This window comes from Streptomyces sp. S4.7 (genome assembly GCF_010384365.1).
In the GTDB taxonomy this organism is placed as follows: domain Bacteria; phylum Actinomycetota; class Actinomycetes; order Streptomycetales; family Streptomycetaceae; genus Streptomyces.
This window is the reverse complement of the sequence record NZ_CP048397.1, coordinates 7,077,017-7,101,089: the sequence shown is the minus strand read 5'-3', so window position 1 is coordinate 7,101,089 and position 24,073 is coordinate 7,077,017. Positions and strand designations below refer to the sequence as shown.

Annotated in this window: 25 protein-coding genes; 9 read left to right on the top strand and 16 right to left on the bottom strand. The window is 70.9% G+C overall.

Annotation, left to right across the window (positions count from 1 at the left end; genetic code table 11):
* Window positions 1-240: 240 nt before the first annotated feature.
* Window positions 241-1,482, bottom strand: coding sequence for an extracellular solute-binding protein (locus SSPS47_RS31160; RefSeq protein ID WP_164253821.1), 1,242 nt, complete (start codon window positions 1,480-1,482; stop codon window positions 241-243).
* Window positions 1,483-1,719: 237 nt separating this feature from the next.
* Between SSPS47_RS31160 and SSPS47_RS31155 the strand changes: the two genes are divergently transcribed.
* On the top strand, window positions 1,720-1,944 hold the full coding sequence (locus SSPS47_RS31155; protein ID WP_147877835.1) for a dodecin: 225 nt from the start codon (window positions 1,720-1,722) through the stop codon (window positions 1,942-1,944).
* Between the two features lie 59 nt (window positions 1,945-2,003).
* On the opposite strand, the gene SSPS47_RS31150 is transcribed toward SSPS47_RS31155, so the two are convergent.
* The gene (locus tag SSPS47_RS31150; protein WP_343234930.1) at window positions 2,004-2,528 is read right to left on the bottom strand and encodes a hypothetical protein; all 525 of its coding nucleotides are present in this window, start codon (window positions 2,526-2,528) and stop codon (window positions 2,004-2,006) included.
* 76 nt (window positions 2,529-2,604) lie between these two features.
* Here SSPS47_RS31150 and SSPS47_RS31145 point away from each other — a divergent pair, with 76 nt between their 5' ends.
* Window positions 2,605-3,636, top strand: coding sequence for an MsnO8 family LLM class oxidoreductase (locus SSPS47_RS31145; protein ID WP_164253820.1), 1,032 nt, complete (start codon window positions 2,605-2,607; stop codon window positions 3,634-3,636).
* Window positions 3,637-3,676: 40 nt separating this feature from the next.
* Here SSPS47_RS31145 and SSPS47_RS31140 read toward each other — a convergent pair whose 3' ends face one another.
* Genes SSPS47_RS31140 through SSPS47_RS31130 form a run of 3 tightly spaced genes read right to left on the bottom strand, consistent with a single transcriptional unit; the run spans window position 3,677 to window position 7,054 of the window.
* Window positions 3,677-4,423 carry a succinate dehydrogenase/fumarate reductase iron-sulfur subunit gene (locus SSPS47_RS31140; protein ID WP_164253819.1) on the bottom strand — a complete coding sequence of 249 codons (747 nt, stop codon included), beginning with the start codon at window positions 4,421-4,423 and terminating at the stop codon, window positions 3,677-3,679.
* Window positions 4,420-6,384 (bottom strand): fumarate reductase/succinate dehydrogenase flavoprotein subunit, encoded by a 1,965-nt coding sequence (locus SSPS47_RS31135; protein ID WP_164253818.1) that lies wholly within the window; start codon window positions 6,382-6,384, stop codon window positions 4,420-4,422. The genes SSPS47_RS31140 and SSPS47_RS31135 overlap by 4 nt, the downstream gene beginning before the upstream one ends.
* Before the next feature lies 1 nt (window position 6,385).
* The gene (locus SSPS47_RS31130) at window positions 6,386-7,054 is read right to left on the bottom strand and encodes a succinate dehydrogenase cytochrome b subunit (RefSeq protein WP_239065360.1); all 669 of its coding nucleotides are present in this window, start codon (window positions 7,052-7,054) and stop codon (window positions 6,386-6,388) included.
* Window positions 7,055-7,236: 182 nt separating this feature from the next.
* On the opposite strand from SSPS47_RS31130, the gene SSPS47_RS31125 reads away from it, so the two are divergent.
* A complete protein-coding gene (locus SSPS47_RS31125) occupies window positions 7,237-8,151 on the top strand; it encodes a LysR family transcriptional regulator (RefSeq protein WP_203557975.1) in 915 nt (304 codons plus the stop codon).
* Window positions 8,152-8,211: 60 nt separating this feature from the next.
* Here SSPS47_RS31125 and SSPS47_RS31120 read toward each other — a convergent pair whose 3' ends face one another.
* The 4 genes from SSPS47_RS31120 to SSPS47_RS31105 all read right to left on the bottom strand — a co-directional run bounded on the left by SSPS47_RS31120 (window position 8,212) and on the right by SSPS47_RS31105 (window position 13,146).
* Entirely contained in the window at window positions 8,212-10,443 is a 2,232-nt protein-coding gene (locus SSPS47_RS31120; protein ID WP_164253816.1) for a GGDEF domain-containing phosphodiesterase, read from the bottom strand.
* A complete protein-coding gene (locus tag SSPS47_RS31115) occupies window positions 10,443-11,255 on the bottom strand; it encodes an SAM-dependent methyltransferase (protein WP_164253815.1) in 813 nt (270 codons plus the stop codon). The genes SSPS47_RS31120 and SSPS47_RS31115 overlap by 1 nt, the downstream gene beginning before the upstream one ends.
* A gap of 209 nt (window positions 11,256-11,464) precedes the next feature.
* The gene (locus tag SSPS47_RS31110) at window positions 11,465-12,409 is read right to left on the bottom strand and encodes an SCO0930 family lipoprotein (RefSeq protein ID WP_147877843.1); all 945 of its coding nucleotides are present in this window, start codon (window positions 12,407-12,409) and stop codon (window positions 11,465-11,467) included.
* A gap of 188 nt (window positions 12,410-12,597) precedes the next feature.
* Window positions 12,598-13,146 (bottom strand): hypothetical protein, encoded by a 549-nt coding sequence (locus SSPS47_RS31105; RefSeq protein WP_164253814.1) that lies wholly within the window; start codon window positions 13,144-13,146, stop codon window positions 12,598-12,600.
* Between the two features lie 62 nt (window positions 13,147-13,208).
* Between SSPS47_RS31105 and SSPS47_RS31100 the strand changes: the two genes are divergently transcribed.
* A complete protein-coding gene (locus SSPS47_RS31100) occupies window positions 13,209-13,973 on the top strand; it encodes a DUF4239 domain-containing protein (RefSeq protein WP_147877845.1) in 765 nt (254 codons plus the stop codon).
* A gap of 230 nt (window positions 13,974-14,203) precedes the next feature.
* Window positions 14,204-14,830 carry a hypothetical protein gene (locus SSPS47_RS31095; RefSeq protein ID WP_164253813.1) on the top strand — a complete coding sequence of 209 codons (627 nt, stop codon included), beginning with the start codon at window positions 14,204-14,206 and terminating at the stop codon, window positions 14,828-14,830.
* 123 nt (window positions 14,831-14,953) lie between these two features.
* Here the strand turns inward: SSPS47_RS31095 and SSPS47_RS31090 are convergent, their stop codons facing one another.
* Window positions 14,954-15,439 (bottom strand): hypothetical protein, encoded by a 486-nt coding sequence (locus tag SSPS47_RS31090; protein WP_164253812.1) that lies wholly within the window; start codon window positions 15,437-15,439, stop codon window positions 14,954-14,956.
* 321 nt (window positions 15,440-15,760) lie between these two features.
* Here SSPS47_RS31090 and SSPS47_RS31085 point away from each other — a divergent pair, with 321 nt between their 5' ends.
* Entirely contained in the window at window positions 15,761-16,420 is a 660-nt protein-coding gene (locus tag SSPS47_RS31085) for a class F sortase (protein ID WP_147877848.1), read from the top strand.
* A 66-nt stretch (window positions 16,421-16,486) separates the two neighbouring features.
* Here the strand turns inward: SSPS47_RS31085 and SSPS47_RS31080 are convergent, their stop codons facing one another.
* The gene (locus SSPS47_RS31080; protein WP_164253811.1) at window positions 16,487-17,371 is read right to left on the bottom strand and encodes a polysaccharide deacetylase family protein; all 885 of its coding nucleotides are present in this window, start codon (window positions 17,369-17,371) and stop codon (window positions 16,487-16,489) included.
* A 223-nt stretch (window positions 17,372-17,594) separates the two neighbouring features.
* Between SSPS47_RS31080 and SSPS47_RS31075 the strand changes: the two genes are divergently transcribed.
* Complete coding sequence (locus SSPS47_RS31075) at window positions 17,595-18,056, top strand: universal stress protein (RefSeq protein WP_164253810.1); 462 nt, start codon at window positions 17,595-17,597, stop codon at window positions 18,054-18,056.
* A gap of 34 nt (window positions 18,057-18,090) precedes the next feature.
* On the opposite strand, the gene SSPS47_RS31070 is transcribed toward SSPS47_RS31075, so the two are convergent.
* On the bottom strand, window positions 18,091-19,293 hold the full coding sequence (locus tag SSPS47_RS31070) for a CapA family protein (RefSeq protein WP_164253809.1): 1,203 nt from the start codon (window positions 19,291-19,293) through the stop codon (window positions 18,091-18,093).
* Window positions 19,294-19,564: 271 nt separating this feature from the next.
* Here SSPS47_RS31070 and SSPS47_RS31065 point away from each other — a divergent pair, with 271 nt between their 5' ends.
* Window positions 19,565-20,143, top strand: coding sequence for a sigma-70 family RNA polymerase sigma factor (locus SSPS47_RS31065; RefSeq protein WP_147877852.1), 579 nt, complete (start codon window positions 19,565-19,567; stop codon window positions 20,141-20,143).
* On the opposite strand, the gene SSPS47_RS31060 is transcribed toward SSPS47_RS31065, so the two are convergent.
* A complete protein-coding gene (locus tag SSPS47_RS31060; RefSeq protein ID WP_329039780.1) occupies window positions 20,080-20,244 on the bottom strand; it encodes a zf-HC2 domain-containing protein in 165 nt (54 codons plus the stop codon). The two genes, SSPS47_RS31065 and SSPS47_RS31060, sit on opposite strands and share 64 nt — an antisense overlap.
* Window positions 20,245-20,386: 142 nt before the next feature.
* Here SSPS47_RS31060 and SSPS47_RS31055 point away from each other — a divergent pair, with 142 nt between their 5' ends.
* A complete protein-coding gene (locus SSPS47_RS31055) occupies window positions 20,387-20,929 on the top strand; it encodes a hypothetical protein (protein WP_164253807.1) in 543 nt (180 codons plus the stop codon).
* A gap of 42 nt (window positions 20,930-20,971) precedes the next feature.
* On the opposite strand, the gene SSPS47_RS31050 is transcribed toward SSPS47_RS31055, so the two are convergent.
* Genes SSPS47_RS31050 through SSPS47_RS31040 form a run of 3 tightly spaced genes read right to left on the bottom strand, consistent with a single transcriptional unit; the run spans window position 20,972 to window position 24,043 of the window.
* On the bottom strand, window positions 20,972-22,168 hold the full coding sequence (locus SSPS47_RS31050; protein WP_164253806.1) for a histidine kinase: 1,197 nt from the start codon (window positions 22,166-22,168) through the stop codon (window positions 20,972-20,974).
* Window positions 22,169-22,196: 28 nt separating this feature from the next.
* The gene (locus SSPS47_RS31045) at window positions 22,197-23,684 is read right to left on the bottom strand and encodes a cation acetate symporter (protein WP_164253805.1); all 1,488 of its coding nucleotides are present in this window, start codon (window positions 23,682-23,684) and stop codon (window positions 22,197-22,199) included.
* Complete coding sequence (locus tag SSPS47_RS31040) at window positions 23,681-24,043, bottom strand: hypothetical protein (RefSeq protein WP_147877857.1); 363 nt, start codon at window positions 24,041-24,043, stop codon at window positions 23,681-23,683. The genes SSPS47_RS31045 and SSPS47_RS31040 overlap by 4 nt, the downstream gene beginning before the upstream one ends.
* Window positions 24,044-24,073 lie beyond the last annotated feature (30 nt).

Sequence of the window (24,073 nt, the reverse complement as noted above, 5' to 3'; positions counted from 1 at the left end):
TACGGGGGACGCCGCTCGGTCCTGTCCACCGGACAGGACCCGGGCGACCCGGCACCTTGTTTCTTCCGTGTCCGGCTGGATTCGACATGACAGCCCGGCGGAGCGGGGATGTGGGACGGCTGAATGGCCGGAACCGGCGGGTAAGACGTTGGTAAAGCGCCTGCCCCCGCAGACCGGTGGCCCGCCGATCCGCAGTTCCGGCCCGCCGATCCTGTTCGTCCCCGGCCGCCGCCGCGCGCGCTACCGCAGCGCCGCCGAGATCCTCGCGTCCGCCGCCGCCGCGGCGGTCTTCGGGTCCTCACCCTGGAGAACGGCCGTCATGTACGGCTTGATCGGATTGTCCAGCTCGACGTTGGCCCACTTCGGCGAGTTGGGCGTCGCGCGGCCCTCGGCCGCGCCGACCGCCATCGCGGCCGTGGCCTCCTGGCCCTCGATGACGTCCGCGAGCGTCGTCTTGTTCGGCACGTAGCTCATCGTCTTGGCGAGATCCGTCTGCCACTTCTCGCCCGCGAGCGCCTTGACCACCTCGACCGCCGCCGACCGGTGCGAGGAGTTCTTGGGGACGATGAGGTCGGAGCCGCCGGTGAAGACGGCGCCGGGTGCCTCGGCGCTCTTGCCGGGGACCGGGAAGAAGCCGAGCTTGCCCTTGAGGTCCGGGTTCTTCTCCTCGATCTGGACCGCGGAGTTGGGGGTGTCGATGATCTGCGCGATGTCGCCCTTCGCGAACTCGCCCTCCTGCTCCGGCTTGACCTCGTCGGAGTCCTTCGGGCCGTCGCCGAGCGCCTGTAGCTCCTTGTAGAACTTCATGCCCCTGATCGCCTCGGGGGTGTCGAGCCTGCCTTCCCACTCACCGCCCGACTCGACCGCCAGTTCACCGTTCTCGTCCCAGATGAAGCCGGAGAGGGTGTACCAGTCCTGACCGGCCAGATAGATGCCCTGCTGGTCCCCCTGGTCGAGCTGGGCCGTGATGTCCAGCCACTCGGCGCGGGTCTTGGGCAGTTCCTCGATGCCTGCCTCCGCGAAGAGGTCCTTGTTGTAGATGACGACGCGGTTGGCCGCGTACCAAGGTATGCCGAACTGCGAGCCGTTGATGCTTCCCGGCTCGGCGAGGCCCGGCAGCCAGTCCTCGCTCCCCAGGTCCCGTACGGACTCCAGCGTGAGGTCCCGCAGGCCGTTGCTCTCCGCGTACTGCGCGACCTGGGTGTTGCCGACCTCGATGATGTCCGGCGAGTCGTCGGACTCCAGCGCGGCCATCACCTTCTTGCCGATCCCGGTCCACTCCTGGATCTGGACCTCCAGCTCGACCGAGGGGTTCTCCTTCTCGTACGCCTCGGTGAACCGGTCCAGGTACGCGGCGGAGACGCTGTCCTTCATGAGCCAGATGGTGATGACCTTGTCGTCGCCGCCGGGGAGCATCCCGCATCCCACGAGTGCTACGGAGGACGCGAACACGGCGGAACCGACAAGGAAGCGGTTTTTCACGTAGGTCACCTTCTGGCATGCGGCAGATAAGAGTGAAACCCGACGTGGGGGGAGCAACTGGTGCTCGCACGGGCATTGGCGCGATTTTGGTATGGACCAGGTGACCGGTCAAGCCCCCGTGCCCGCGCCCGGGGCATCGGTGCGTTCTCCGCGGCGCCCTCTCCTGCCGCGCGCGCCGCCGCGTGGTGGGGCACGGTGGAGTGACACCGCGACCGGCGCGGAGAGGAGATCGACCCCATGACCAACCACACCTACCGGGTCACCGAGATCTACGGCACCTCCGAGGCGGGCGTCGACGAGGCGATCCGCAACGGAATCGGCCGGGCGTCCCAGACCCTCCGCGGGCTGGACTGGTTCGAGGTGACGCAGGTCCGCGGCCATATCGTCGACGGTCGGATCGAGCACTACCAGGTCGGGCTCAAGGTCGGCTTCCGCCTGGAGGACGGCGACACGGCGGGCTGAGCCGGGCGCCGTACCGCCCCGACAGTGAGTCGTCCGCGCTTCCCGGCGACGGGGGCGTCTCAGGTGCGCCCCTCGCGCTCCTGCCCGTCCTTCATGGCCTGTGACGTGCTCGCCCAGCGGGCACGTACGACCCGGAACCCGGCACGCTCCACGGCGTCGCACACCAGTTCGTCGTCGTCCACGAGGACCCGGATCTCGCGCTTCGCGGCCAGCGCGCGCAACCGTTGCACCTTGGTGGTGCGGGCGGGCCTCCGGTCGTCGTTGCGGCGCATGAACACCCGGCCGTCCGGCAGTCCGTTCGCCCGCAGCCAGGTCAGCGTGTCGGCGCGGCAGCGCTCGGGGCGGCCGGTCAGATACACCACCTCGCACTCCTCTGCGCTCCTGAGGGCCAGTGCCACCCCCTCGGACAGCGGCGTGTCCTGACCCGCCGCGTCGAAGAAGCCGTTCCAGTCCTTCGGCCTGCGCTCCAGGAAGTGCTGGCGGTGCGCGGTCTCGGCGAGCGTCCCGTCCAGATCGAATACGGCCAGTGGCCTGCTGTCGCCCGTCACACGCCTGTTGTCCGCCGTACGCCTGTCGCCCGTCACACGCCTGTTCTCCGTCACACGCCCAGCCTAGAGAAGGGCCTGGGAATCCTGGCGCCGCGCCGCTGTTGAACCAGACGTGAGCTCAGTGATCGCGAACACCCCGTTCTCCGTACTCGACCGCTCCCGCACCCGTGAGGGCCGGGACGCCCCTGAGGCACTGCGTGACACCGTGCGTCTCGCGCGGCGGCTGGAAGCGCTCGGCTACCACCGGTTCTGGGTCTCCGAGCACCACAGCGTGCCCGGTGTCGCGGGCTCGGCGCCCACGGTCCTCGCGGCGGCCGTCGCCGCCGCGACCTCCACGATCCGCGTCGGTACGGGCGGGGTGATGCTGCCCAACCACCGGCCGTTCGTCGTGGCCGAGCAGTTCGGGGTGCTGGAGTCGCTGTTCCCCGGCCGGATCGACATGGGCATCGGCCGCTCGGTCGGCTTCACGGACGGCATCCGCCGGGCGCTCGGCAAGGACAAGCGAGCCGTCCGGAACCCCGAGGACTTCGCCGGACAGATCGAGGAACTGCTCGGCTGGTTCACCGGCGACCAGGGGCTCTACCCGCAGGTCCACGCCCTGCCCGCCGAGGGCCTGCGGCCCGAGCCGTTCGTCCTGGCCGTGGGCGAGGGCGCGGACGTCGCGGCGGCGGCCGGCCTGCCCATGGTCGTGGGCGACCTGCGCGGCCGCGAGCGCATGCTGCGGGCCGTGGAGCGCTACCGGGACGGCTTCCGCCCGTCCGTCTGGTCGGACCGGCCGCACGTGGTCGTCGCGGGAACGGTGGCGGTCGCCGCGAGCGAGGACGAGGCGCGGCGGCTGCTGATACCCGAAGCGTGGTCGATGGCCCACTCCCGCGCCGGTGGTGTCTTCCCGCCCCTCGCGCCGGCCGAGCGGATCGAGTCGCTGACGATGACCGCGAAGGAGCGGGAGTTCTACGAGTCGGGGCTGCGCGGCCATGTCCAGGGCACCGAGGAACAGGTCGCCGAGGCCCTGGAGTCGGTGATCAGGGAGAGCGCCGCCGACGAGGTACTGGTGACGACCAGTACGTACGACCGCGACGCCCTCCTGAACTCGTTCACCCGCCTGGCACGGATCGCGGGTCTCGGTGCGGGCACCGGGAGTTGAGGCGTGCCCGGCGCAGTGCGTACGCCCCGAAGGGCTCGGCCTACCGCGCGACCTTGCGGGTCGCCCGCAGCCACTCCTTGTTCATCGCCGTGATCGACGGGAGCGGGATGCCCTTGGGGCAGGCCGTCGCACACTCGCCGGCCAGGGTGCAGCCGCCGAAGCCCTCCTCGTCCATGGTCGCGACCATGTCCAGGACGCGGCTCTCGCGCTCCGGCGCGCCCTGGGGCAGCACGTTGAGGTGATTCACCTTGGCCGAGGTGAAGAGCATCGCCGAGCCGTTGGGGCACGCGGCCACGCACGCGCCGCAGCCGATGCACTCGGCGTGCTCGAACGCGAAGTCGGCGTCCGCCTTGGGCACGGGGGTGGCGTGGGCCTCGGGGGCCGAGCCGGTGGGGGCGCTGATGTAGCCACCGGCGCCGATGATCCGGTCGAAGGCCGACCGGTCCACGACCAGGTCCTTGACGACGGGGAACGCCCCGGCCCGCCACGGCTCGACGTCGATCGTGTCGCCGTCGGTGAAGTGGCGCATGTGGAGCTGGCAGGTGGTGGTGCGTTCCGGGCCGTGGGCGTCGCCGTTGATGACGACGCCGCAGGCGCCGCAGATGCCTTCGCGGCAGTCGTGGTCGAAGGCGACGGGGTCGTCGCCTTCGAGGATCAGCCGCTCGTTGAGCGTGTCGAGCATCTCCAGGAACGACATGTCCTCGGAGATGCCGTCGATGTCGTACGTGACCATGGCGCCGGTGGCGTCGGCGGCGCTCTGCCGCCAGACGCGCAGGGTGAGCCTCATGCGTAGCTCCGCTGGGTGGGGTGGACGTACTCGAAGACGAGGTCTTCCTTGTGCAAAACGGGCGCGGCGCCGGTGGCGGTGAACTCCCAGGCCGCCGCGTACGAGAAGGCGTCGTCGTGCCGTTCGGCCTCGCCGCCGTCGGTCTGGGACTCCTCGCGGAAGTGGCCGCCGCAGGACTCGGCGCGGTGCAGCGCGTCGAGGCACATCAGCTCGGCGAGTTCCAGGTAGTCGACGATGCGGTTGGCCTTCTCCAGCGACTGGTTGAGCTCCTCGCCGGTGCCCGGCACCTTGATGCGGCGCCAGAACTCCTCGCGGATCTGCGGGATGCGGTCGAGCGCCTTGCGCAGTCCGATCTCGCTGCGGGCCATTCCGCAGTGTTCCCAGAGCAGTTCGCCGATCTCGCGGTGGAATGAGTCGGGGGTGCGGTCGCCGTCGACGGCGAGCAGCAGCCGCAGCCGGTCCTCGGTCTCGGCGACGGCCTCGGCGACCACCGGGTGTGCGTCGCCGATCTCGTCCTGGTGCGGGTTGCGGGCCAGGTAGTCGTTGATGGTCGAGGGCAGCACGAAGTAACCGTCGGCGAGGCCCTGCATCAGGGCGGACGCGCCGAGCCGGTTGGCGCCGTGGTCGGAGAAGTTGGCCTCGCCGATCGCGAACAGTCCGGGCACGGTGGTCTGGAGGTCGTAGTCGACCCAGAGTCCGCCCATCGTGTAGTGGATCGCGGGGTAGATGCGCATCGGCACCTGGTACGGGTCCTCGGCGGTGATGCGCTCGTACATCTCGAAGAGGTTGCCGTACTTCTCCTCGACCGCCTTGCGGCCGAGCCGGCGGATCGCGTCGGCGAAGTCGAGGTAGACGCCCTGGCCGCCGGGGCCGACGCCACGGCCCTCGTCGCACACGTTCTTCGCGGCGCGGGAGGCGATGTCGCGCGGGACGAGGTTGCCGAAGGAGGGGTAGATCCGCTCCAGGTAGTAGTCGCGCTCGTCCTCGGGGATCTCGGCGGGCGGGCGGGTGTCGCCGTGTGCCTTCGGTACCCAGATGCGGCCGTCGTTGCGCAGCGACTCGCTCATGAGGGTGAGCTTGGACTGGTGGTCGCCGGAGCGCGGGATGCAGGTGGGGTGGATCTGGGTGAAGCAGGGGTTGGCGAAGTGCGCGCCGCGCCGGTGGGCGCGCCAGACGGCGGTGGCGTTGCTGTTCTTGGCGTTGGTCGACAGGTAGAAGACGTTGCCGTAGCCGCCGGACGCGAGGACGACGGCGTCGGCGAAGTAGGTCGAGACCTTGCCGGAGATCAGGTCGCGGGCGACGATGCCGCGGGCCCGGCCGTCGACGACGATCAGGTCGAGCATCTCGGTCCGCGGGTGCATCTCGACGGTGCCCGCGGCGATCTGCCGGGACAGTGCCTGGTAGGCGCCGAGCAGCAGTTGCTGACCGGTCTGGCCGCGGGCGTAGAAGGTGCGGGAGACCTGGACGCCGCCGAAGGAACGGGTGTCGAGGAGGCCGCCGTACTCGCGGGCGAAGGGCACGCCCTGGGCGACGCACTGGTCGATGATCTCGACGGAGATCTGGGCGAGCCGGTGGACGTTGGACTCGCGGGCCCTGAAGTCGCCGCCCTTGACGGTGTCGTAGAAGAGGCGGTGGATGGAGTCGCCGTCGTTGCGGTAGTTCTTGGCGGCGTTGATGCCGCCCTGGGCGGCGATGGAGTGGGCGCGGCGCGGGGAGTCCTGGTAGCAGAACTGGACGACGTGGTAGCCCTGTTCGGCGAGCGTCGCGCCGGCGGCGCCGCCTGCGAGTCCCGTACCGACGACGATGACGGTGTGCTTGCGGCGGTTGGCCGGGTTGACCAGTTTGGCCTCGAAGCGCCGGGTGTCCCAGCGTTCGGCGACGGGCCCGTCCGGGGCCTTGGTGTCGGCGAGGGGTTCGCCGGTCGTGTAGTCGGTGTACGTGGACGGGAGGAGGTCGTCCATGTCAGCTCACCACTCCGGTCATGACGCCTACGGGCAGGGAGATGAAGCCGACGGTCAGCACCAGCGCGAGGCCGTTGGCCATGATCTTCAGTACGCGGTCACGGGTGGCGCTGCCCATGCCGAGGGTCTGTGCGGCGCTCCAGAAGCCGTGCCGGACGTGCATGCCGACGGCGAGCATCGCGGTGATGTAGATGACGTTGCCGTACCAGGTGGAGAAGGTGGCGACGACGTTCTCGTACGGGTGGCCCGGCTGGGCGTTCTCGTTGACGGTGAGCGTCGTGAGGTCCAGCAGGTGCCAGACGATGAACAGCGCCAGGATGATCCCGCCCCAGCGCATGGTGCGCGTGGCGTAGCTGGCGCGGCGGCGCTTGTGCACGTAGGCGGTGGGGCGGGCGGCGATGTCGCGGCGGCTGAGCTGGTACGCGCAGACGCCGTGCAGGACGACGGCGGCGAGCAGCACGACGCGCACGATCCACAGGGCCCATTCGTGGTGCAGGACGGGCGCGCCCATGGTCCGCAGCCAGTGTCCGTACGCGTTGAACTCACCGGGGCCGAAGAAGATCTTCAGGTTGCCCAGCAGATGCGCGACGAGGTAGCCGAGCAGGATCAGGCCGCTGACGGCCATGACGGCCTTCTTGCCGACCGTGGAGCCCCAGAGGGTGCCGAGCACCGAGGGCCGCTTGCCGGGGGGCCCGCCGGCCGGTCCGCCGCCCGCCTTCCGGTCCGCCCGTTTGTCCGTACGCGTTGCCAGTGCCATGACACGCACGGTAGGGGCGGGGGCACCGAGAGGTCCAAGACATGGTTCGGCTCATATCCATAGGCTGTGCCTATCGTGGTGCCTATGATGGCCGGATGCAGTTCCAGCAGCTCGTCTACTTCGTCGCCGTCGCGGAGACCCTGCACTTCACCAGGGCCGCCGAGCGGGTGCATGTCTCCCAGCCCTCGCTCTCCCAGCAGATCAGGGCCCTGGAGAAGGAGCTGGGTGCCGAGCTGTTCGGCCGGGCGCGGGGCAATGTCGCGCTCACCGACGCGGGCGAGGCCCTGCTGCCGACGGCCCGGCGGATCCTCGCCGACGCGGAGACCGCGCGCCACGAGGTCCAGGAGCTGGTCCAGCTGCGGCGCGGCCGGGTACGGCTCGGGGCACCGCCGAGCCTCTGTACGGGGCTGCTGCCCGGGGTGCTGCGCGAGTTCCACGACCGGCACCCCGGCATCGAGCTGCTCATCGAGGAGAGCGGTTCGCACGACCTCGTACGCGAACTGGCGCGCGGCGCCCTGGACTTCGCCCTGGTGGTGCTCCCGCTGCCGACCCCGTCACCGGCTCTGACGACGGTCGAGCTGCTGCACGAGGACCTGGTCGTGGTCTCGTCGGCGGCGGCGCCCGGCCCGCGCCGGCCCGTGCGGATCTCCGATCTGCGCAGTGAGCAGCTGGTGATGTTCCGGCACGGTTACGACCTGCGGGAACTGACCGTGGCCGCCTGCCGGGCCGAGGGGTTCGAGCCGACGTTCACCGTCGAGGGCGGTGAGATGGACGCCGTACTCGGCTTCGTGCGCGCCGGTCTCGGGGTGGCGGTGGTGCCGAGCATGGTGGCGCGGCAGGCGGGACGCGATCTGCGGGTGACACCGCTGGCGCCGCCGGGGCTGCGCCGTACGATCGCGCTCGCGCACCGCAGCGATGTCGCGCCCCCGCGCGCGGCCCGCGAACTCCAGAAAGTGCTGTTCAGCACGCGGGAGCGGAGCGATACGAGCGGCGGCGGCCCTGCCGCGTAGCCGGGTACGCGACGCGCGTAGCGGAGCGGGCAGCCGGTCGGCCACCTGCTCCGAACGGTGTCAGACCGCGTCGGCCAGCGACAGGGTGTGCAGCATCTCGGGCGGGCCCGGACGCGCGTAGTACCAGCCCTGGGCCGTGTCGCAGCCCAGCCTTCGCAGGTGGTCGGCCTGCGTCCCGGTCTCCACGCCCTCCACCGTCACGGTCAGTTCCAGACTGTGCGCGAGCGAGACGATCCCCTCGACGATCTTGATGTCGACCGCGTCGGCCGGGTGCTGCTGCATTCCCTGGGTGAAGGAGCGGTCCAGCTTGAGCACGCTCACCGGCAGCCTGCGCAGATTGGCGAGGTTGGAGTAGCCGGTGCCGAAGTCGTCGAGCGCGATGTCGACGCCCATCTCGGCGAGCTGCCGCAGCGGTTTGAGCAGATCCTCGTCCGCGCCGATCAGCGCGGACTCGGTGACCTCCAGGCAGAGCGAGCCCGGCGCGAGCCCGACCCGCTCCAGCACCTCCACCGTGTCGGCGACGAGGCCGGGGTGGTGCAGCTGGGCCGGTGAGAGGTTGACGTTGATCCGCACCGGACCCGCGAACGCGCCGGCCGCCAGCTCCTCCTGCCACGCCCTGGCCTGTCGTACGGACTGTTCCAGCACCCAGCGCCCGAGCGGCACGATCAGCCCGGTGTGCTCGGCGAGCGGGATGAACCGGTCGGGGCTGAGCACCCCGTGGGTCGGGTGCCTCCAGCGCACCAGCGCCTCGGCGCCGTGCACCTTGCCGTCGGCGAGATGCACCAGTGGCTGGTACTCGATGAAGAACTCGCCGCGCTCCAGCGCGGTCGGCAGCGCCGTGGTGAGGCCGTGCCGGGTGATGGCGCGGGCGTCGGCCTCGGCGTCGGCGTGCTCGAACCGGTTGCCGCCCGCCGACTTGGCCCGGTACATCGTGATGTCGGCGCTGCGCAGCACCTCGGCCGCGGTGAACTCCCCCGACTCGCCCTCGACGATGCCGATGCTGCCCCGGACGGTGAACTCCCGGCCGTCCAGGCTGATCGGGGTGGCGAGCGCGCCGAGGATGCGTGACGCGAGGTCGTTCACCTCGCGTACGGAGTCGGGTCCCGTGGTCAGGGCCACGAACTCGTCGCCGCCGAGCCTGGCGACCATCTCGCCGGGCGCCGTGGCGCAGCTCTGGAGCCGGTCGGCGACCTCGACGAGCATACGGTCCCCGGCGGAGTGGCCGAGGCTGTCGTTGATCGCCTTGAAGCCGTCGAGATCGAGGTAGCAGAGGCCGAAGCGGGTCGGCGTCGGGGTGGCCTTCACCGTCTCTCCCACCGGCTCCTTCGGCGTCTCCCTGGCGGGGGTCAGCGCCTTCTCCAGACGCTCGAAGAACAGCGTCCTGTTGGGCAGTCCGGTGAGGGCGTCGTGGGTCGCCTCGTAGCGCAGCCGCAGATTGAGCAGCCGCCGCTCGGTGGTGTCCTCCAGGAGCGCCAGCTGGTACTGCGGTTCCCCGTCGACGTCCCGGAGCAGCGAGACCGTCAGGTTGGTCCACAGGACGGTGCCGTCGTTACGGAAGAACGGTTTCTCCGTCCGGAAGCTCTCGCGTTCACCGCGAACCAGCTCGCCGTGCATCCGCCAGACCTGCGGTCCGTCGTCGGGGTGCACCCACTCGCTGACGTTCCTGCTGCGGACATGGTGTTCGAGGCCGCCGAGCATCTGCGTGAGGGTGTTGTTGACCTCCAGCACATGGCCGTCGAGGTCGGCGATGCCGATGCCGATCGCCGCGCCCTCGAACACCGCGCGGAACCGGGCCTCCGTGGCGTGCAGCGCGTCCTCGGCGACGCCGCGCGCCGTGAGCGCGGAGCGTGCGATGGCCTCCTGCTCGGTGAGGGTGCGTTCGCGCAGCGCCAGGGCGAACCCGGCGGCGAGCGCGTGCTGGAGCCGGGCGCAGCGTGCCCGCAACTCCTCTGCGGCCAGTTCGTCGGCCGGGTCGGCCGACGCTCCGCAGTAGAGCACCAGATAGGCGTCGACGACGCCCAGGGAGCCGGCGAGCGTCTCGGGGTCCGTGCAGTGCACGGCCACCAGCGCGGCACCGACGCCGTGCGCGGGCGCGGCGTCGAAGATCTTGTCGTGCAGAGCGTCCCTCAACCGGCGTGCCAGGGGCAGCAGATGCTGTTCGAACTCGGGCCGGGTCAGCGACGTGGCCGTCGCCGGGAAGATCGCCCGGCTCCAGATCGTCGCGAACCGCCTGAGCCGGTCCTCCAGTCCGTCCGGTTCCGCCGCTTCGTCGGGGACCTCCGCCGGTATCATCACGCCTTGCGTCCCACGCCGGCGAACCCGGACGACGCGTACGGGTCCTCCGGGCCCTCGGGGCTCTCGGGCCGCCAGTTCCCCATGGGCACCAGACCGGGCTCGACGAGGTCGCAGCCGTCGAAGAACCGGGCGATCTCCTCTCGCGTCCGCATGACCAGCGGGTTGCGGATGTCCTTGTAGACACCGACCGTGCCGGCGACCCGGTCCTGGGGCAGCGGGATGCCCGCGTACGAGGCGTGGCACACGACGACGACACTGCCGGGGGCGAGGGCTTCGGTCAGCTCGGTGACGGCCTGGAGAGGTTTGTCCTCGTCCTCCAGGAAGTGCAGGACGGAGACCAGCAGCAGGCCGACCGGCCGGCTCAGGTCGAGGAGTTCCCGGACCTCGGGGCTGTCGAGGATCTGCCGGGGTCTGCGGAGATCGGCGGCCACGACGCCCGCCTTGTCGTTGCCTTCGAGCACCGCCTTGCTGTGTGCCACGGCGACCGGGTCGTGGTCGACGTAGACGACCCTGGCGGCCGGGTCTGCGGCCTGGGCGACCTCGTGGACATTGCCGAACGTCGGGATGCCGGAGCCGATGTCGAGGAACTGGGTCACGCCCTCGCCGACGGCGAAACGGACGGCGCGGCGCATGAACGCCCGATTCGCCTGCATGATCTTGGGAAGTCCCGGCATGAACTCCATTGCCTTGCGGGCCGCTTCCCTGTCCACTTCGAAATTGTGCGAACCGCCCAAATAGTAGTCATAAATGCGGGAAACGCTCGGCACCGATATGTCGATGCCTTGCGGTGCCCAGGCGGGACGCTCCATCGAGATCTCCAACAAGTCGCCACGGGTGAACGGCCTTGTACATGGCCGGTGTTCGAGCCGAGGCTACTGATCGCCCGCCAAGAGAGCGAGCTGAAACGGAAATTAGCGGTCCGTTCTCGGTCACACCCGAACCCTGACATGCAAACATCCCGCCGTCACGCACGGGGGCGTGACGGCGGACCGCTCGGTCGGAGGGCGCGACGTGGGGACTACTTGGGCGCTCCGACCAGCTTGGAGTCGGGAGCGACGGCGTACCAGGTGCCGCCGACGCCCTGACCATTGGTGTCACCGGGCTTGGCATCGCCGGCGAAGGTGTAGATCGGCCAGCAGTCGATGGTCTGCTGCTTGATTCCGTCCGGCCGGTCGAACGTCACGAAGCCCTTCTTGATGATGCCTTCTGTGTCGTTCTTGTCGACCGGTGCGACGACCGGCCACTTTTCGAGGCAGGCGCCGGTGCACGCGGTCTTCATCGGCCACGCGCTGTCCTTCTTGAACCGATATACCGTCATACCCTTGGAGTCCACGACGATTTCACCGAGCTTGGGGTCCTTCCGGACGGACAGCCCGGCGAGATCGGCCTCGGAGGCACCGGCCTCCTCGCCCCCGGAGGCACCGAGGGCCGCCTTCTTCCCGTCGGGGGCGGAGGCGAACCAAGTGCCGCCCACACCCTGCCCGTTGGCGTCACCGGGGTTGACGTCCTTGGCGTAGCGGTACATCGGCCAGCCGCCGAGGGTCAGTTGCTTGGTGCCATCGGCGCGGGTGACCTCTCCGATCTTCGACGCGTCGGTACCCGCCGCCGCCTTGACGTCGCCCGCGGCGACGACCGGCCATGCCTTCTCGCACTCACCGGCACAGTTCGACTTGGGCGGCTCGGCGGTGTCGTTGTCGAACCGGTAGAGCGTCATGCCCTCGCTGTCCGTGACGACCTCGCCGAGCTTCTTGCTGTCCCACACGGCGAGTTGACCGGCGGTCTTGGGCTCGGTCGCCGATTCGTCGCCGTAGCCGGCGTCCGATCCGTAGCCGCCGTCGGCGGGTGCGGCGGCGCCCACCGCCTGGCCGTTGGGGCTCTCACCCTTCTCCTGACCGCACGCCGTCGTCAGGGCCAGTACGGCCACCGCGGTCACCGCGAGCGAGGCGTTCCGCCAGGTGTTCATGTCAACTCCCGTATTTTGTAAGCCAGTTGAGGCGCCAGGCCGCGCCGTTCATGGTCTTAAGTACGCACGGGAGGGTGAGGAGCGTTCAACGGGCTTCAAAGAATCTTCAGAAAGAAACGCGGAAAGCCCCGATTCCCCACGATCAGGCGAATCCAGCGGTATTTCGGCATGCCGCGGGCGGCGTTGTTTCATGCTGCGGCCGTGAACCGATCACTTGTCGTGCGGACCCTGGTGGTCACGGGGCTCCTGTGGATAGTCAGCACGCCCGTGCCGGCCGCCGCGGATGTCTGCGTCTCGGCCTGGACCGGGCCGGGCGGTGCGGGCGCGGTCGTCGTCATCGGAGACGGGCCCTGTTGGCCCTCACCGCCGCCTACACCGCCGCCCTCGCCCCCGCCGTCTCCCGAGCCCCCGCCGGAGCCTCCGCCACCGCCCCCGCCGCCGTCTCCCGAGCCCCCGCCCGAACCCTCACCGCCGCCACCCCGGCCCGAACCGGAGCCCGAGCCGCCCGCGGTCGCCGAGCCCGTGCCCGTACCGCCACGGCTCGCGCCGCCACCGGTCCGGCCCGCCGCGGACCCGCCCCCTCCGCCGTCACCGGCCACTCCCTCGCCGGCACCGGAGCCTTCGCCGCCGCCGAAGGCCGATCCGCCGGAGGTACGGGTACTGCCCGCGTACAAGGCGCCGGCCCGCAGGCAGCCGACGAACAGCACGTCGGTCGTGATGCTCATGCTGCTGCTCACGGCACCCGCGGTCCTGGCCGCCGCCATCCTTCGCCCCCGTTCCCACTAGCTGACGGAGACCCATGTCGGAATGGCTTGTCCTGACCATCGCGATGGCCGCCGCCTGCGCGGTCGTCGTGACCATCGTCCTCATCAACAACCGCCGGGTACCGGCCGACGACGACCCCTCGGAGAGCCCTGACGTCCTGGAATACATGACGATGATGATCGGCGTGGTCTACGCGATCGTGCTGGGCCTGGCGATCGCCGGGGTCTGGGAGGCGCGTGGCGGCGCTCAGGAGTCCGTACGCCAGGAGGCGCAGGCCCTGCACGAGGTGCAGGCACGGTCGGAGGTCTACCCGGCCGAGGTGCGCGACCGGATCCGGGGCGACGTCGACGCGTACGTCTCCTACGTGGTCCACACCGAGTGGCCGCACATGTCGGAGCACAACAGCCTCAGTGAGAAGGGCACGGCGCTGCTGGAACAGGTGCGGCGGAGCGTCACCGACTACGTACCGGCCGACGACCACGAGGCGCAGGCGTATCAGCCTCTGGTCGACCAGGTGGCGGCGGCCGACGACGCGCGAGGTGCCAGGGGCGAGAACGCGGGGGCGACGATGCCGGGGGTCGTCTGGTTCGGCCTGATCATCGGGGCCGTCGTGACGGTCGGGCTGATCTTCACGCTCCAGATCCGCCGCACCTGGCGGGAGTTGCTGCTGGCGGGTCTCTTCAGCGCGTTGATCGCGTTTCTGCTCTTCCTGATCTGGGACTTCGACGCTCCGTACGGTCGGGGTATCTCCGCGACGGCGGCCCCGTTCGTCGATCTCTTCCCGCACATCCGTACCTAGGACGGACCCGGGACCGCCGGACGGGCTCAACAGGCCCGTCCGGCGGTCGACGAGGGCCCCGGCGGCGGCCGGGAGGGCGCGCGGCCGGTCGGGTGACAGGACAACCCGTTCGCCGGACTGCGATCGCGGCGGTGGCGGCGGGCTCCTAGCGTGCCGGGTATCGAGGTGCATTTCCCGCCATCCGCGGAAATCAGTTCCGCACTCCCCCTCGAAGACCCGGAGGATCGACCATGCGCGCGATACGTGCCGCGTCCGCCGCTCTGCTGGGAGCGGCCGCACTCGCACTGACTACGCCTGCCGTGGCCATGGCCACGGCCACGGCGGCGGCCCCCGACCCACCGTTCGATTTCGCCGTCACCCCCTCGGTCGTCGCCGCAGGCGGGGAGGTGACCCTCACGGTCACCGGTTGCAGCAGCACCGCCACCGCCGAGTCCGGGGTGTTCGACGACACCCCCATCCCCTCAGGCGGATCGGCGCGCGCCTCCGTCTTCTGGGACGCCAAGCCCGGCGCGATGTACGAGGTGACCTTCATCTGCAACGGCGAGGAGGGCACCACCGACCTGACCATCGCGGGCGGCACCCCGTCCCCGACGCCGTCCCCGACCGTGACGCCGACCGGGACCGTGACTCCCACCCCGACCGTGTCGCCGACCGGGACGACGACCGCCACCCCGACCAGGACGGGCACCACCAGCTCCACGGCGATCGCGCCTCCCGGCGGCGTCAAGGGCGGTCTCGGCGGCAGCTTCATGGGCATGAACGGCACGGAACTCGCGATCGGGACCGGTCTGGTCGCCGCGGCGACCGTCGGCACCGTTCTGGTCGTGCGCCGTCGCTCGGCGAACCGTCTGCACTGACCCCTCCACCGTCCCCCGCCCTCCCCGCCCCCGCCGGTCCGGGGAGCGGACCGAACGTCCGTCGCCCCAAGTCCCTGAGGAGGCTTGGGGCGACGGACGTTCGGCGTACGGAGGTCCGGCCGGTCAGACGAGCGCGTTGCCCGCACGACGGCGACGTGCGATGAAGTACGTGCCGCCGACCGCCGCGGTGCCGACGAGACCGGCCCCGATTGCCATCTCGGTCGAGCTGGGGCCGATGGAGCCGCCGATGCCGCCCTCCGCGCCCTGGCCGGAGAGCACCCGGAAGCGGTGGGTCGCGATGCGGCTGTTGTCGCTGCACTTGACGGAGAGGTTGTAGTCACCGGGCGTGGCGTTGTTGTGGATACGGGCCCTGGCCTCCGAGTGGCCCGAGGAGTTCACCGAGAGCTGCGCCGTGGGGAAGGCGTTGGACGTGACAGTGCCGCCGTGGCCGCAGCCGTCGACGGTGATGTGCAGCGTCCCGCCCTGGTGGACGGCGAACGGGTTGACGCGGACGTTGGTCGGGCCGCTGGTTGCCCCGGCCAGTGGGGCGGAGAGCGCCACGGCGGCGCAGGCCGCGGCAGTCACCATGAGAGCGCGTGAAGCACGCATCGTTGAGCCTCCAGTGGAAGACGCCCCAAAGCGGTGCTCCGGGAAATTCGACGAGTACGCCCTCCATGACGAACCATCACCAACTGGCGCGTTCGACGCATTTCGGCACTGCTCCACCATGGTGAGGCGACACGCCGACAGAACCTGACCGGGCCTGACGGACCCGCAGGTCACAGACCGTCAGAAGTTTTTATATGACGACTACTCGAATGGGGCAGCGGCACGGGCACGGACGGCCGCGCCACCCATTCGCCCTCCAGCTCTCGCGGGCACGGACGACCGCACCTAGCGTGCGTACCAGGCGCCCACGAAGGGAGAACCATGGGCCTGGCCCACAGCGGCTCGGAGTCGAGGAAACGCTCGCCCTGGGGCGTCCTGGCTCTCGTCATGCTCTCTGGTCTCGCACTGATGCGGAACGGGGCCGACGTGTCCCTCGGACCGCCCCAGCCCGCCTCGGCGGCGGCGCTGGACACCCGGCAGGAGCAGGTCGCCGAGCCCGGGACCGTCCCCATCGTGAAGCCCCTGCCGTACGCACCCATGTCCCGTGTCACGATTCCCGCGATCAAGGTCGACGCGCCCGTGATGGACGTGGGGCTCGACCCGGAGGGCTGGATCGCCGCCCCGCCGCCGCAGGACGCGAACATGGCGGGCTGGTACCAGAACGGCGTCGCCCCGGGCCAGCGCGGCACCGCCGTCGTCGTGGGCCACGTCGACAACCAGGCGGGCCCCGCGGTCTTCTACGGTCTCGGCTCGCTGGGCAAGGGCGAGCACATCGAAGTCACCCGATTCGACGAGCGGGTGGCCGTGTTCGAGATCTACGGCGTCGAGGTCTTCTCCAAGAACGACTTCCCGGGCGCGCGGGTGTACGGCGACACCGGCCACTCCGAGCTGCGCGTGATCACCTGTGGCGGCGGCTACTCGAAGGCGGGCGGCTACGACGGCAACGTCGTGGTCTTCGCCCGGCTGGTGGAGACCCGCTGAGGGGACCGCGCCGGATCAGCACGGAGCGGGTGGGGCGGCGTGCGCCGCCCCACCCGCTCGCGGGTGTCAGGGCTTCGGCGCGGTGATGCCGTATCCGCGCCTGGGCACCGTGATGGTGTATCCCTTCTTCAGCAGCCCGGGCAGGTAGTCGCGCAGCGCGGCCACGCTCTGCGAGCGGTCGCCGCCCGCGTCGTGCGACAGCACCACGACTCCGGGCGCGGCCCGGTCGAGCACCCTGCGGACGATCTTCCCGGTGCCCGGTGACTTCCAGTCGAGGGTGTCCAGGGTCCAGGCGAGCGGCTCCATACCGAGATCGGCGCCGATCCTGAAGGTGTGCCGGTTCCAGGAGCCGTACGGGGCGCGGAACCAGACCGGCGGAAGGCCGAGCGCCCGCTCGATCACCTCGCTGGTGCGCTCCATCTCCTCACGGATCCTGGCCGGCTTCAGCGTGGGCAGCTCCGGGTGCGACCAGCTGTGGTTGGCCACGATGTGCCCGTCGTCGGCCATCTCCCGCAGCAGGTCCCCCTGCCCCTCGGCCATACCGCCGCAGACGAAGAACATCGCCCGTACGTCGTGCGCGCGCAGCGCCCTGAGGATGCCGGGGGTGTACTTGGGGTCGGGCCCGTCGTCGAAGGTGAGCACCATCGAGCGGCCCAGGCCGGGCATCTCCATGAAGGGCTCGGCGCGCACGGGCAGACGGGTCGGGCGGTATCCGGGCGGCTGGAAGTCCGTCATGGGGCTCAGCCTGTAGGCGGACGACCCGCCGGGGAGCGCCGGGGGCGGTCCGGCCGCAGCGCCACCCGCCGGGGGGCTACCGGTCGCCGGACGGACCGGCGTGTGGGTCTCACCCGTGGTCATCAGCCGGGCCAGGCCGACGGCCCCGAGGACGGCGGCGAGGCGCAGCACGGCCCGTCGCCCCGGGACCATCTGGTTCATCTTGGTGGGTTCCATGGCCAATGGCTCGCACGGCCGACGGCTCCCGCACCTCATCGACACCGGCGAGCGCGGGGAAAGCACCCGATGGGATGATCTTATGAGCGTCAGTCGCGCCTCGCCCGTGGAACGGATCCCGCCCCGGCCGCTGCCCGGTCGCCGGCCTCCGGCGACCGGGGACGGACCGGCCTCCGGGCGCACCCCCGGTGGCCCGGATTCCGGGAGCCGGTAGCCTCCTGGCGTGACGGATCAGCAGCCCTCCCCCTTCGAACGCGGCACGGACGGCCCCAAGGTGATCGTCGCCGGTGTGGACGGCTCCGAGTCGTCCCTGCGCGCGGCGGCCTACGCCGGTGGTCTCGCCCGGCGGCAGAACGCCCTGCTCGCGGTCGTGTACGTGCAGCCGCTGATGTCGACGGGCGCCGCGCTCGGCGCCCCGGTCGCCGATACGACCGAGGAGATCGCCGAAGGTCTCGCGGAGGAGATCCGCACCAGCGCCGAGCGGGTCAGGGGCATCTGGGACGTCCGCTGGGAGTTCCACACCCTGCGCGGTGACCCCTACAACGGACTGGTCTCCGCGGCCGACGACCTGAAGGCGGACGCCGTGGTGGTCGGCGCGTCCGAGTCGGCGGGGCACCGCTTCATCGGCTCGGTGGCGGTACGGCTGGTCAAGGCGGGCCGCTGGCCGGTGACGGTCGTCCCGTAGGGCGGCGTACGGGCCTCTTTGCCGAGGTCCGGCGTCAACGGCCCATCGTGAGCCCGTCCTTGGCGGCGCCGCGCCCGAGGACCGCGGCCTCGATCGCCGACCGTGTGGTCCGGTAGTCGTCCCTGGCCGGGTCGTCGTCCAGGGCCCGGGACAGATTGACGACCCGCCCGACGGTGTTGTCCATGGTCTGCGGGACGAACTCCGCCTTCGTCACCGACCAGCGCTCCCCCTCGGCGGCGGGCGGTGCGAAGGTGAACCGGCCGATCGAGCCCTGGGTGCCGCGCGGGTCGAACTGTCCGGCGTGGTTGATCATCTCGCCGGCGATCTGGTCGCCCATGCCGTAGACGATCCAGGTGCCGTTGACCTTCTCGTAGGCCTGCGGGACATGGGCGTGCGTGCCGATGATCAGGTCGATGTCGGGACGGCTCCCGGTCCTGGACGCGGTGAGGCGCCCGCCGAGGGTCAGCTGCTTCTCGTCGGGCGCCGTCTGCCACTCCGTACCCCAGTGGAGGCTCACGACGACGACGTCGGCGCCCGCCGCGCGGGCGGCCCGTGAGTCGGCGACGATCTTCTCCTCGTCGATGAGGTCGACCGCCCAGGGCTGTCCGTCGGGCAGCGGCCTGCCGTTGGTGTCGTAGGTGTACGCCAGTTGGGCGACTTTCGCGCCGCCCGCGTCGAGCAGTACGGGCCGGGTGTCCTCGTCCGCCGAGCGTGCCGAGCCGACGTGCCTGACCCCGGCCTTGTCGAGGGCCCCGAGGGTGCGGCTGATGCCCTCGGCACCGTCGTCCAGGGAGTGGTTGGACGCGGTGGAGCAGGAGTCGTAGCCGGTCGCCCTGAGCGCGGCGGCGATCTCGGGCGGTGACTTGAACGACGGGTAGCCGGTGAAGGGTCCGCCGTCGGGGCCGTACACCGTCTCCATGTGACAGATCGCCACATCGGCGGCCGAGACGACGGGCTTCACCCCGGCGAGCATCGGTACGAAGTCGTGGCCCGCGCCGCCCGCGTCCGCGTTGGCCTGGCGGATGACGGAGGCGTGCGGCAGGACGTCTCCGGAGGCGACGAGCGTGAACCCGCGCCGCGGTGTGGCGCCGCCCGCCGCCGAAGTGCCGGACCCGGCGGCGCTCGTGACGGGCAGGTCGCCGGCGGCTCTCCCGGCGCCGGGCCCGGCGCATCCGGCGGTCGTACCGAGCATGAGGGCGGCGGCGGCCACCGCTCCGTGTCGCATGCGCGTCGTCATCGGTCAGGCCCCTTCATTGACGAGGAAGGCGACCAAACGGTCAACGCATGAATATCTTCATATTAATTTGATTAATACACCAGACGTGGCTAATCACTCGAAATGGACGAAACGGATCGGCCGAACCGTTCACCGCACCACTCGCCGCGCGGAGCGACCGCTCGTCGCAGACCCTTGTGAGCCGTCTGTCCCCGGACGCACCCCATGCGTTCCGATACGCCAACGGCAACGACGCCGACGGCAGCGACCCCCGCGAGAAGGGACGTTCACGATGACCACCGCCACGGCCACGGCGACGACCGACGAGCGGGCGCTGGCGGAGTTGCAGCGCGACCACGGCCCCGCACTGCTCCACTTCCTGCTCGGTCTGACCTACGGCGACCGGCAGCGCGCCGAAGACCTGCTCCAGGAGACTCTGGTCCGCGCCTGGCAGCATCCCGAGGCTTTCGAGGGCCCCTACGAGTCCATGCGGCCCTGGCTCTTCACCGTCGGCCGCCGACTGGCGATAGACGCCCGCCGCTCACGTCTCGCCCGCCCCACCGAGGTCAGCGACGGCGTCCTCGAAGCCACCCCGGAGCCCGGCGACCCCACGGAGCGCTCCGTCGCCGCGCTCGACGTCCGCCAGGCGGTGAAGTCGCTGAGCCCGGAGCACCGCGCCGTACTCGCGCAGATCTACTTCAGGGGTCTGAGCGTGGTCGAGGCCGCGCAGGTGCTCGGCATCCCGGCCGGCACCGTCAAGTCCCGCTCCTACTACGCGCTCCGCGCCCTCGGCCGCTCCCTGCCGGGCTACCACAGGTCCTCCTCGTCGAAGAGTGCGAGGAGCGCCGCGCCATCGGCCACCTCCGCATAGGCGGCGGCGCATTTCGCACAGCCGTCCAGGTGTCCGGCGACGAGCCGGTCCTCCTCGGGCGTGAGAGCTCCCAGCGCGTAGGCACCGAGCTGCGACCGCACATGCGGGTCACCGCCGGCCTCACCCGTCACAATCGCCTCCGGTCCTCTGTCGGATCCTGCTCTTCTGGCCACGCTGGGCACCGGCCGCCGGTTCAATGCTCCGTGAAGCAGCGTCCACGGAGGGGAAGGAAGGCGCAAAACAATGCGTCCGGAACGTCATGACGAAGGCGGTGGAGGCGGCCTGCTCGTCCCCATGGCATGGATGTACGCGGAGTACATCGCCGACGAACTACTGCGCACCGGCGATCTGATGCCGCCCACCACACTTGAGTACCGGGCGGGTCGCGACGCCCTCGCCCTGACCATCTTCCTGTCCGACGGAGCGGTCGGCGGGCCCGGCGGCGTGGCACGGATGGACGAGTGGCGGACGCTGACCGAGTACGGCACCGGTTGGCGTGAATGGGTCTGTCACCAGCTCGACCTGCTGGAGACCCGGGTGTTCCAGGCGGAGCGGACCGGCACCGCCGTCCACGACCCGGATCTCGAACTGGCCCTGGCCGCCTGGCGGTGGCTGGAGGAGACCGAGCTGCTGGCGCCGGACCTCGACGCGATGGGCGCGCCCGGCGATCCGCTCGCGGCCGGCCGCAGGAACGCGGAGCGGTACGAGGAGGAAGGGCCACAGGTGTGGACCCCGGCGTGGCAACTGGGGCTGCCGCTGGGGCATCTGGCGATCCATCTGTTCTGAAACGACGGGCGTCCTCGGCGTTCCCGGGCCGCCGGGCCCCCCTCAGGTGCCGTGCACACCCGCGCGGTACTTCGGGATCCGTACCGTGATCCGCATCCCGGCTCCCACCCCCGTCTCGATGACGAGCCCGTAGTCGTCCCCGTAGACCTGGCGCAGCCGCTCGTCCACGTTGAGCAGTCCGATGCCCGTGGACAGGCCGCCCTCGCCGCGCAGGATCCGGCGCAGCCGCTCCGGGTCCATGCCCACACCGTCGTCCTCGATCACCACTTCCGCCTCCGAGCCCGCGTCGAGCGCGCTGATGGTGATGTGGCTCATCGTGATCTTGCCTTCGAGGCCGTGTTTGACGGCGTTCTCGACGAGCGGCTGGAGACAGAGGAACGGCATCGCGACCGGCAGCACCTCGGGGGCGACCTGGAGGGTGACCGACAGGCGGTCGCCGAAGCGGGCCCGGACGAGCGCCAAGTACTGGTCGATGGAGTGCAGTTCGTCGGCGAGGGTGGTGAAGTCCCCGTGCCTGCGGAACGAGTACCGGGTGAAGTCGGCGAATTCCAGGAGAAGTTCGCGCGCCCGCTCGGGGTCGGTACGGACGAACGAGGCGATCGCGGCCAGTGAGTTGAAGATGAAGTGCGGCGAGATCTGGGCGCGCAGCGCCTTGATCTCCGCCTCGATCAACTGGGTGCGGGAGCGGTCGAGTTCGGCGAGTTCGAGCTGTACGGAGACCCAGCGGGCGACCTCACCCGCCGCCCGCGCGAGGACCGCGGACTCCCGAGGGGCATAGGCGACGAGAGTGCCGAGCACCCGGTGGTCGACGGTCAGCGGCGCGGCGACGCCCCAGCGCAGCGGACAGTCCAGATCGCCGCAGCCGCTGGCGAAGGCGGTGTCGCGCCCGCTGGCGAGCAGCCCCTGCACATGGTCCATCACATGTTTGCCGTGGTGCTCCCCGAGGCCGTCCCAGACCAGCACCCGGTCCCGGTCGGTGAGGCAGAGCGCGTCGGTCCCCAGCAGTGAGCGCAGCCGGCGGGCGGCCTTGCCGGCGCTCTCCTCGGTGAGCCCGGCGCGCAGCGGCGGGGCCGCGAGCGACGCGGTGTGCAGGGTCTCGAAGGTGGCGTGCTCGACGGGCGTACCGACGTCACTGGTCCGGTCCGGGCGGCCCTGCCCGGTACGGCGGCCGAGCACAAAGCCCCCGGCGGACAGCAGCGCGCCGAGCACGATCAGTACCGCGAGGGCGGCGCCGCTCATCGTGAACCTCTCATCGGGGTGATCGGAGTCATCGCGGGCCTCCCCGGGCCCGTGGCATCAGGGCCTCCGGCAGATGGAAGCGGGTCATGGCGGCCTTGGTCCCCGGCGGTATCCGCGAGCGCGTGGCCAGCGACACCAGGATCATCGCGAGGAACCCGACGGGCACCGACCAGACGGCGGGCCAGGCGAGCAGCGCGTGCGGCCACCCCGACCGTACGGCGCCGCTGACCGTGATCCCGATGGCCACCAACGCCGAGCCGCCGCCGAGCAGCAGTCCGGCTATCGCGCCGGGCGGGGTCAGCCGCCGCCACCAGATGCCGAGCACCAGCAGCGGGCAGAACGAGGACGCGGAGACGGCGAAGGCCATCGCGACGGCGTCCGCCACCGGCATGCCGCTGACCACCAGCGAACCGCCGAGCGGTATCAGCATCGCGAGCAGCGTGGCCAGCCTGAAGTGCCGTACCCCGCGCGAGGGCAGCACGTCCTGGGTGAGCACCCCGGCCACCGCCATGGTCAGACCGGAGGCGGTGGACAGGAACGCGGCGAAGGCGCCGCCCGCGACGAGCGCGCCCAGCAGATCGCCGGCCGTGCCCCCGATCACCAGATCGGGCAGCAGCAGCACGGCCGCGTCGGCATCCGTACCGAGGGCGGGCGCCGGCGCGTACAGCCGGCCGAGCGCGCCGTAGACCGGCGGCAGCAGATAGAAGCCGCCGATCAGGGCGAGCACGACGACGGTGGTCCGGCGCGCCGCCCGGCCGTTGGGGCTGGTGTAGAAGCGGACCACGACGTGCGGCAGGCCCATGGTGCCGAGGAAGGTGGCGACGATCAGCCCGTACGTCGCGTACATGGGGTGGTCGGCGCGGCTCGACATCTCGGTCAGGTCGAAGTCGATCGGGGGCCGGCCGTCGCCCTGCCAGGCCAGCAGCAGGAAGATCGCCGGGACGAGGAGGGCCGTGACCTTGAGCCAGTACTGGAACGCCTGCACGAAGGTGATGCTGCGCATGCCGCCCGCCGCGACGGCCACCACCACGACGACCGCGACCAGGACCGCGCCGAACCAGTTCGGCGCACCGGTCAGGATCTCCAGCGTGAGGCCCGCGCCCTGGAGCTGCGGCACCAGATAGAGCCAGCCCGCACCGACGACCAGCGCGCTGACCACGCGCCGGGCGGGGCGGGACTCCAGGCGTCCCTCCGCGAAGTCGGGCAGCGTGTACGCGCCGGAGCGCCGCAACGGGGCGGCGACGAAGATCAGCAGGACCAGATAGCCGGCGGTGTAGCCGACCGGGTACCAGAGCATGTCGGGGCCGTGCAGCAGGAGCAGTCCGGCGATGCCGAGGAAGGAGGCGGCGGAGAGGTACTCGCCGCTGATCGCGGCGGCGTTGAGGCCGGGCCGCACGGTGCGGGAGGCCACGTAGAAGTCGGAGGTGGTGCGCGATATGCGCAGGCCGAAGCCGCCGACGAGGACGGTGGCGACCACGACGACGGCGACGGCCGTCACCGTCCAGCTCTGGCTCACGGCAGCGGCCGGCCCTTCACCAGCCGGGCGAAGTCCCGCTCGTTGCGCTCCGCGCGCCGCACGTACCACCACGCCAGCAGCGTCAGCAGCGGATAGGCGGCGACGCCGAGCACCACCCAGACGACGGTGGAGTCGCCAAGCGCGGCGAAGGCGAGCGGGAGCGTGCCGACGACTGCGGCGAGCAGGGCGAACGCGGTGAGTCCGGCGCGGAGTTGGCTGCGCATGAGGGAGCGGACGTAGGCGTCACCGAGCGCGGTCTGCTCGTCGATCTCGGACTGGGCGCGGTAGCGGGGCAGCGGGCGTACGCGACGGGGCTCGCCGGTGACGACCTCCCGCTTGGGGTGGGATTCCGCGGTCATGGTCTCTGCTCCCCCTTCGTCCCGGGCACC

What these genes read in the sequence shown, in the direction of transcription:
- SSPS47_RS31155 (WP_147877835.1), top strand. Translation starts at nt 1,720, where the DNA reads ATGACCAACCACACCTACCGGGTCACCGAGATCTACGGCACCTCCGAG.
- SSPS47_RS31140 (WP_164253819.1), bottom strand. Translation starts at nt 4,423, where the DNA reads ATGAGGCTCACCCTGCGCGTCTGGCGGCAGAGCGCCGCCGACGCCACC.
- SSPS47_RS31135 (WP_164253818.1), bottom strand. Translation starts at nt 6,384, where the DNA reads ATGGACGACCTCCTCCCGTCCACGTACACCGACTACACGACCGGCGAA.
- SSPS47_RS31125 (WP_203557975.1), top strand. Translation starts at nt 7,237, where the DNA reads ATGCAGTTCCAGCAGCTCGTCTACTTCGTCGCCGTCGCGGAGACCCTG.
- SSPS47_RS31120 (WP_164253816.1), bottom strand. Translation starts at nt 10,443, where the DNA reads ATGATACCGGCGGAGGTCCCCGACGAAGCGGCGGAACCGGACGGACTG.
- SSPS47_RS31115 (WP_164253815.1), bottom strand. Translation starts at nt 11,255, where the DNA reads ATGGAGCGTCCCGCCTGGGCACCGCAAGGCATCGACATATCGGTGCCG.
- SSPS47_RS31110 (WP_147877843.1), bottom strand. Translation starts at nt 12,409, where the DNA reads ATGAACACCTGGCGGAACGCCTCGCTCGCGGTGACCGCGGTGGCCGTA.
- SSPS47_RS31100 (WP_147877845.1), top strand. Translation starts at nt 13,209, where the DNA reads ATGTCGGAATGGCTTGTCCTGACCATCGCGATGGCCGCCGCCTGCGCG.
- SSPS47_RS31095 (WP_164253813.1), top strand. Translation starts at nt 14,204, where the DNA reads ATGCGCGCGATACGTGCCGCGTCCGCCGCTCTGCTGGGAGCGGCCGCA.
- SSPS47_RS31090 (WP_164253812.1), bottom strand. Translation starts at nt 15,439, where the DNA reads ATGCGTGCTTCACGCGCTCTCATGGTGACTGCCGCGGCCTGCGCCGCC.
- SSPS47_RS31085 (WP_147877848.1), top strand. Translation starts at nt 15,761, where the DNA reads ATGGGCCTGGCCCACAGCGGCTCGGAGTCGAGGAAACGCTCGCCCTGG.
- SSPS47_RS31080 (WP_164253811.1), bottom strand. Translation starts at nt 17,371, where the DNA reads ATGGAACCCACCAAGATGAACCAGATGGTCCCGGGGCGACGGGCCGTG.
- SSPS47_RS31070 (WP_164253809.1), bottom strand. Translation starts at nt 19,293, where the DNA reads ATGACGACGCGCATGCGACACGGAGCGGTGGCCGCCGCCGCCCTCATG.
- SSPS47_RS31065 (WP_147877852.1), top strand. Translation starts at nt 19,565, where the DNA reads ATGACCACCGCCACGGCCACGGCGACGACCGACGAGCGGGCGCTGGCG.
- SSPS47_RS31055 (WP_164253807.1), top strand. Translation starts at nt 20,387, where the DNA reads ATGCGTCCGGAACGTCATGACGAAGGCGGTGGAGGCGGCCTGCTCGTC.
- SSPS47_RS31050 (WP_164253806.1), bottom strand. Translation starts at nt 22,168, where the DNA reads ATGAGCGGCGCCGCCCTCGCGGTACTGATCGTGCTCGGCGCGCTGCTG.
- SSPS47_RS31040 (WP_147877857.1), bottom strand. Translation starts at nt 24,043, where the DNA reads ATGACCGCGGAATCCCACCCCAAGCGGGAGGTCGTCACCGGCGAGCCC.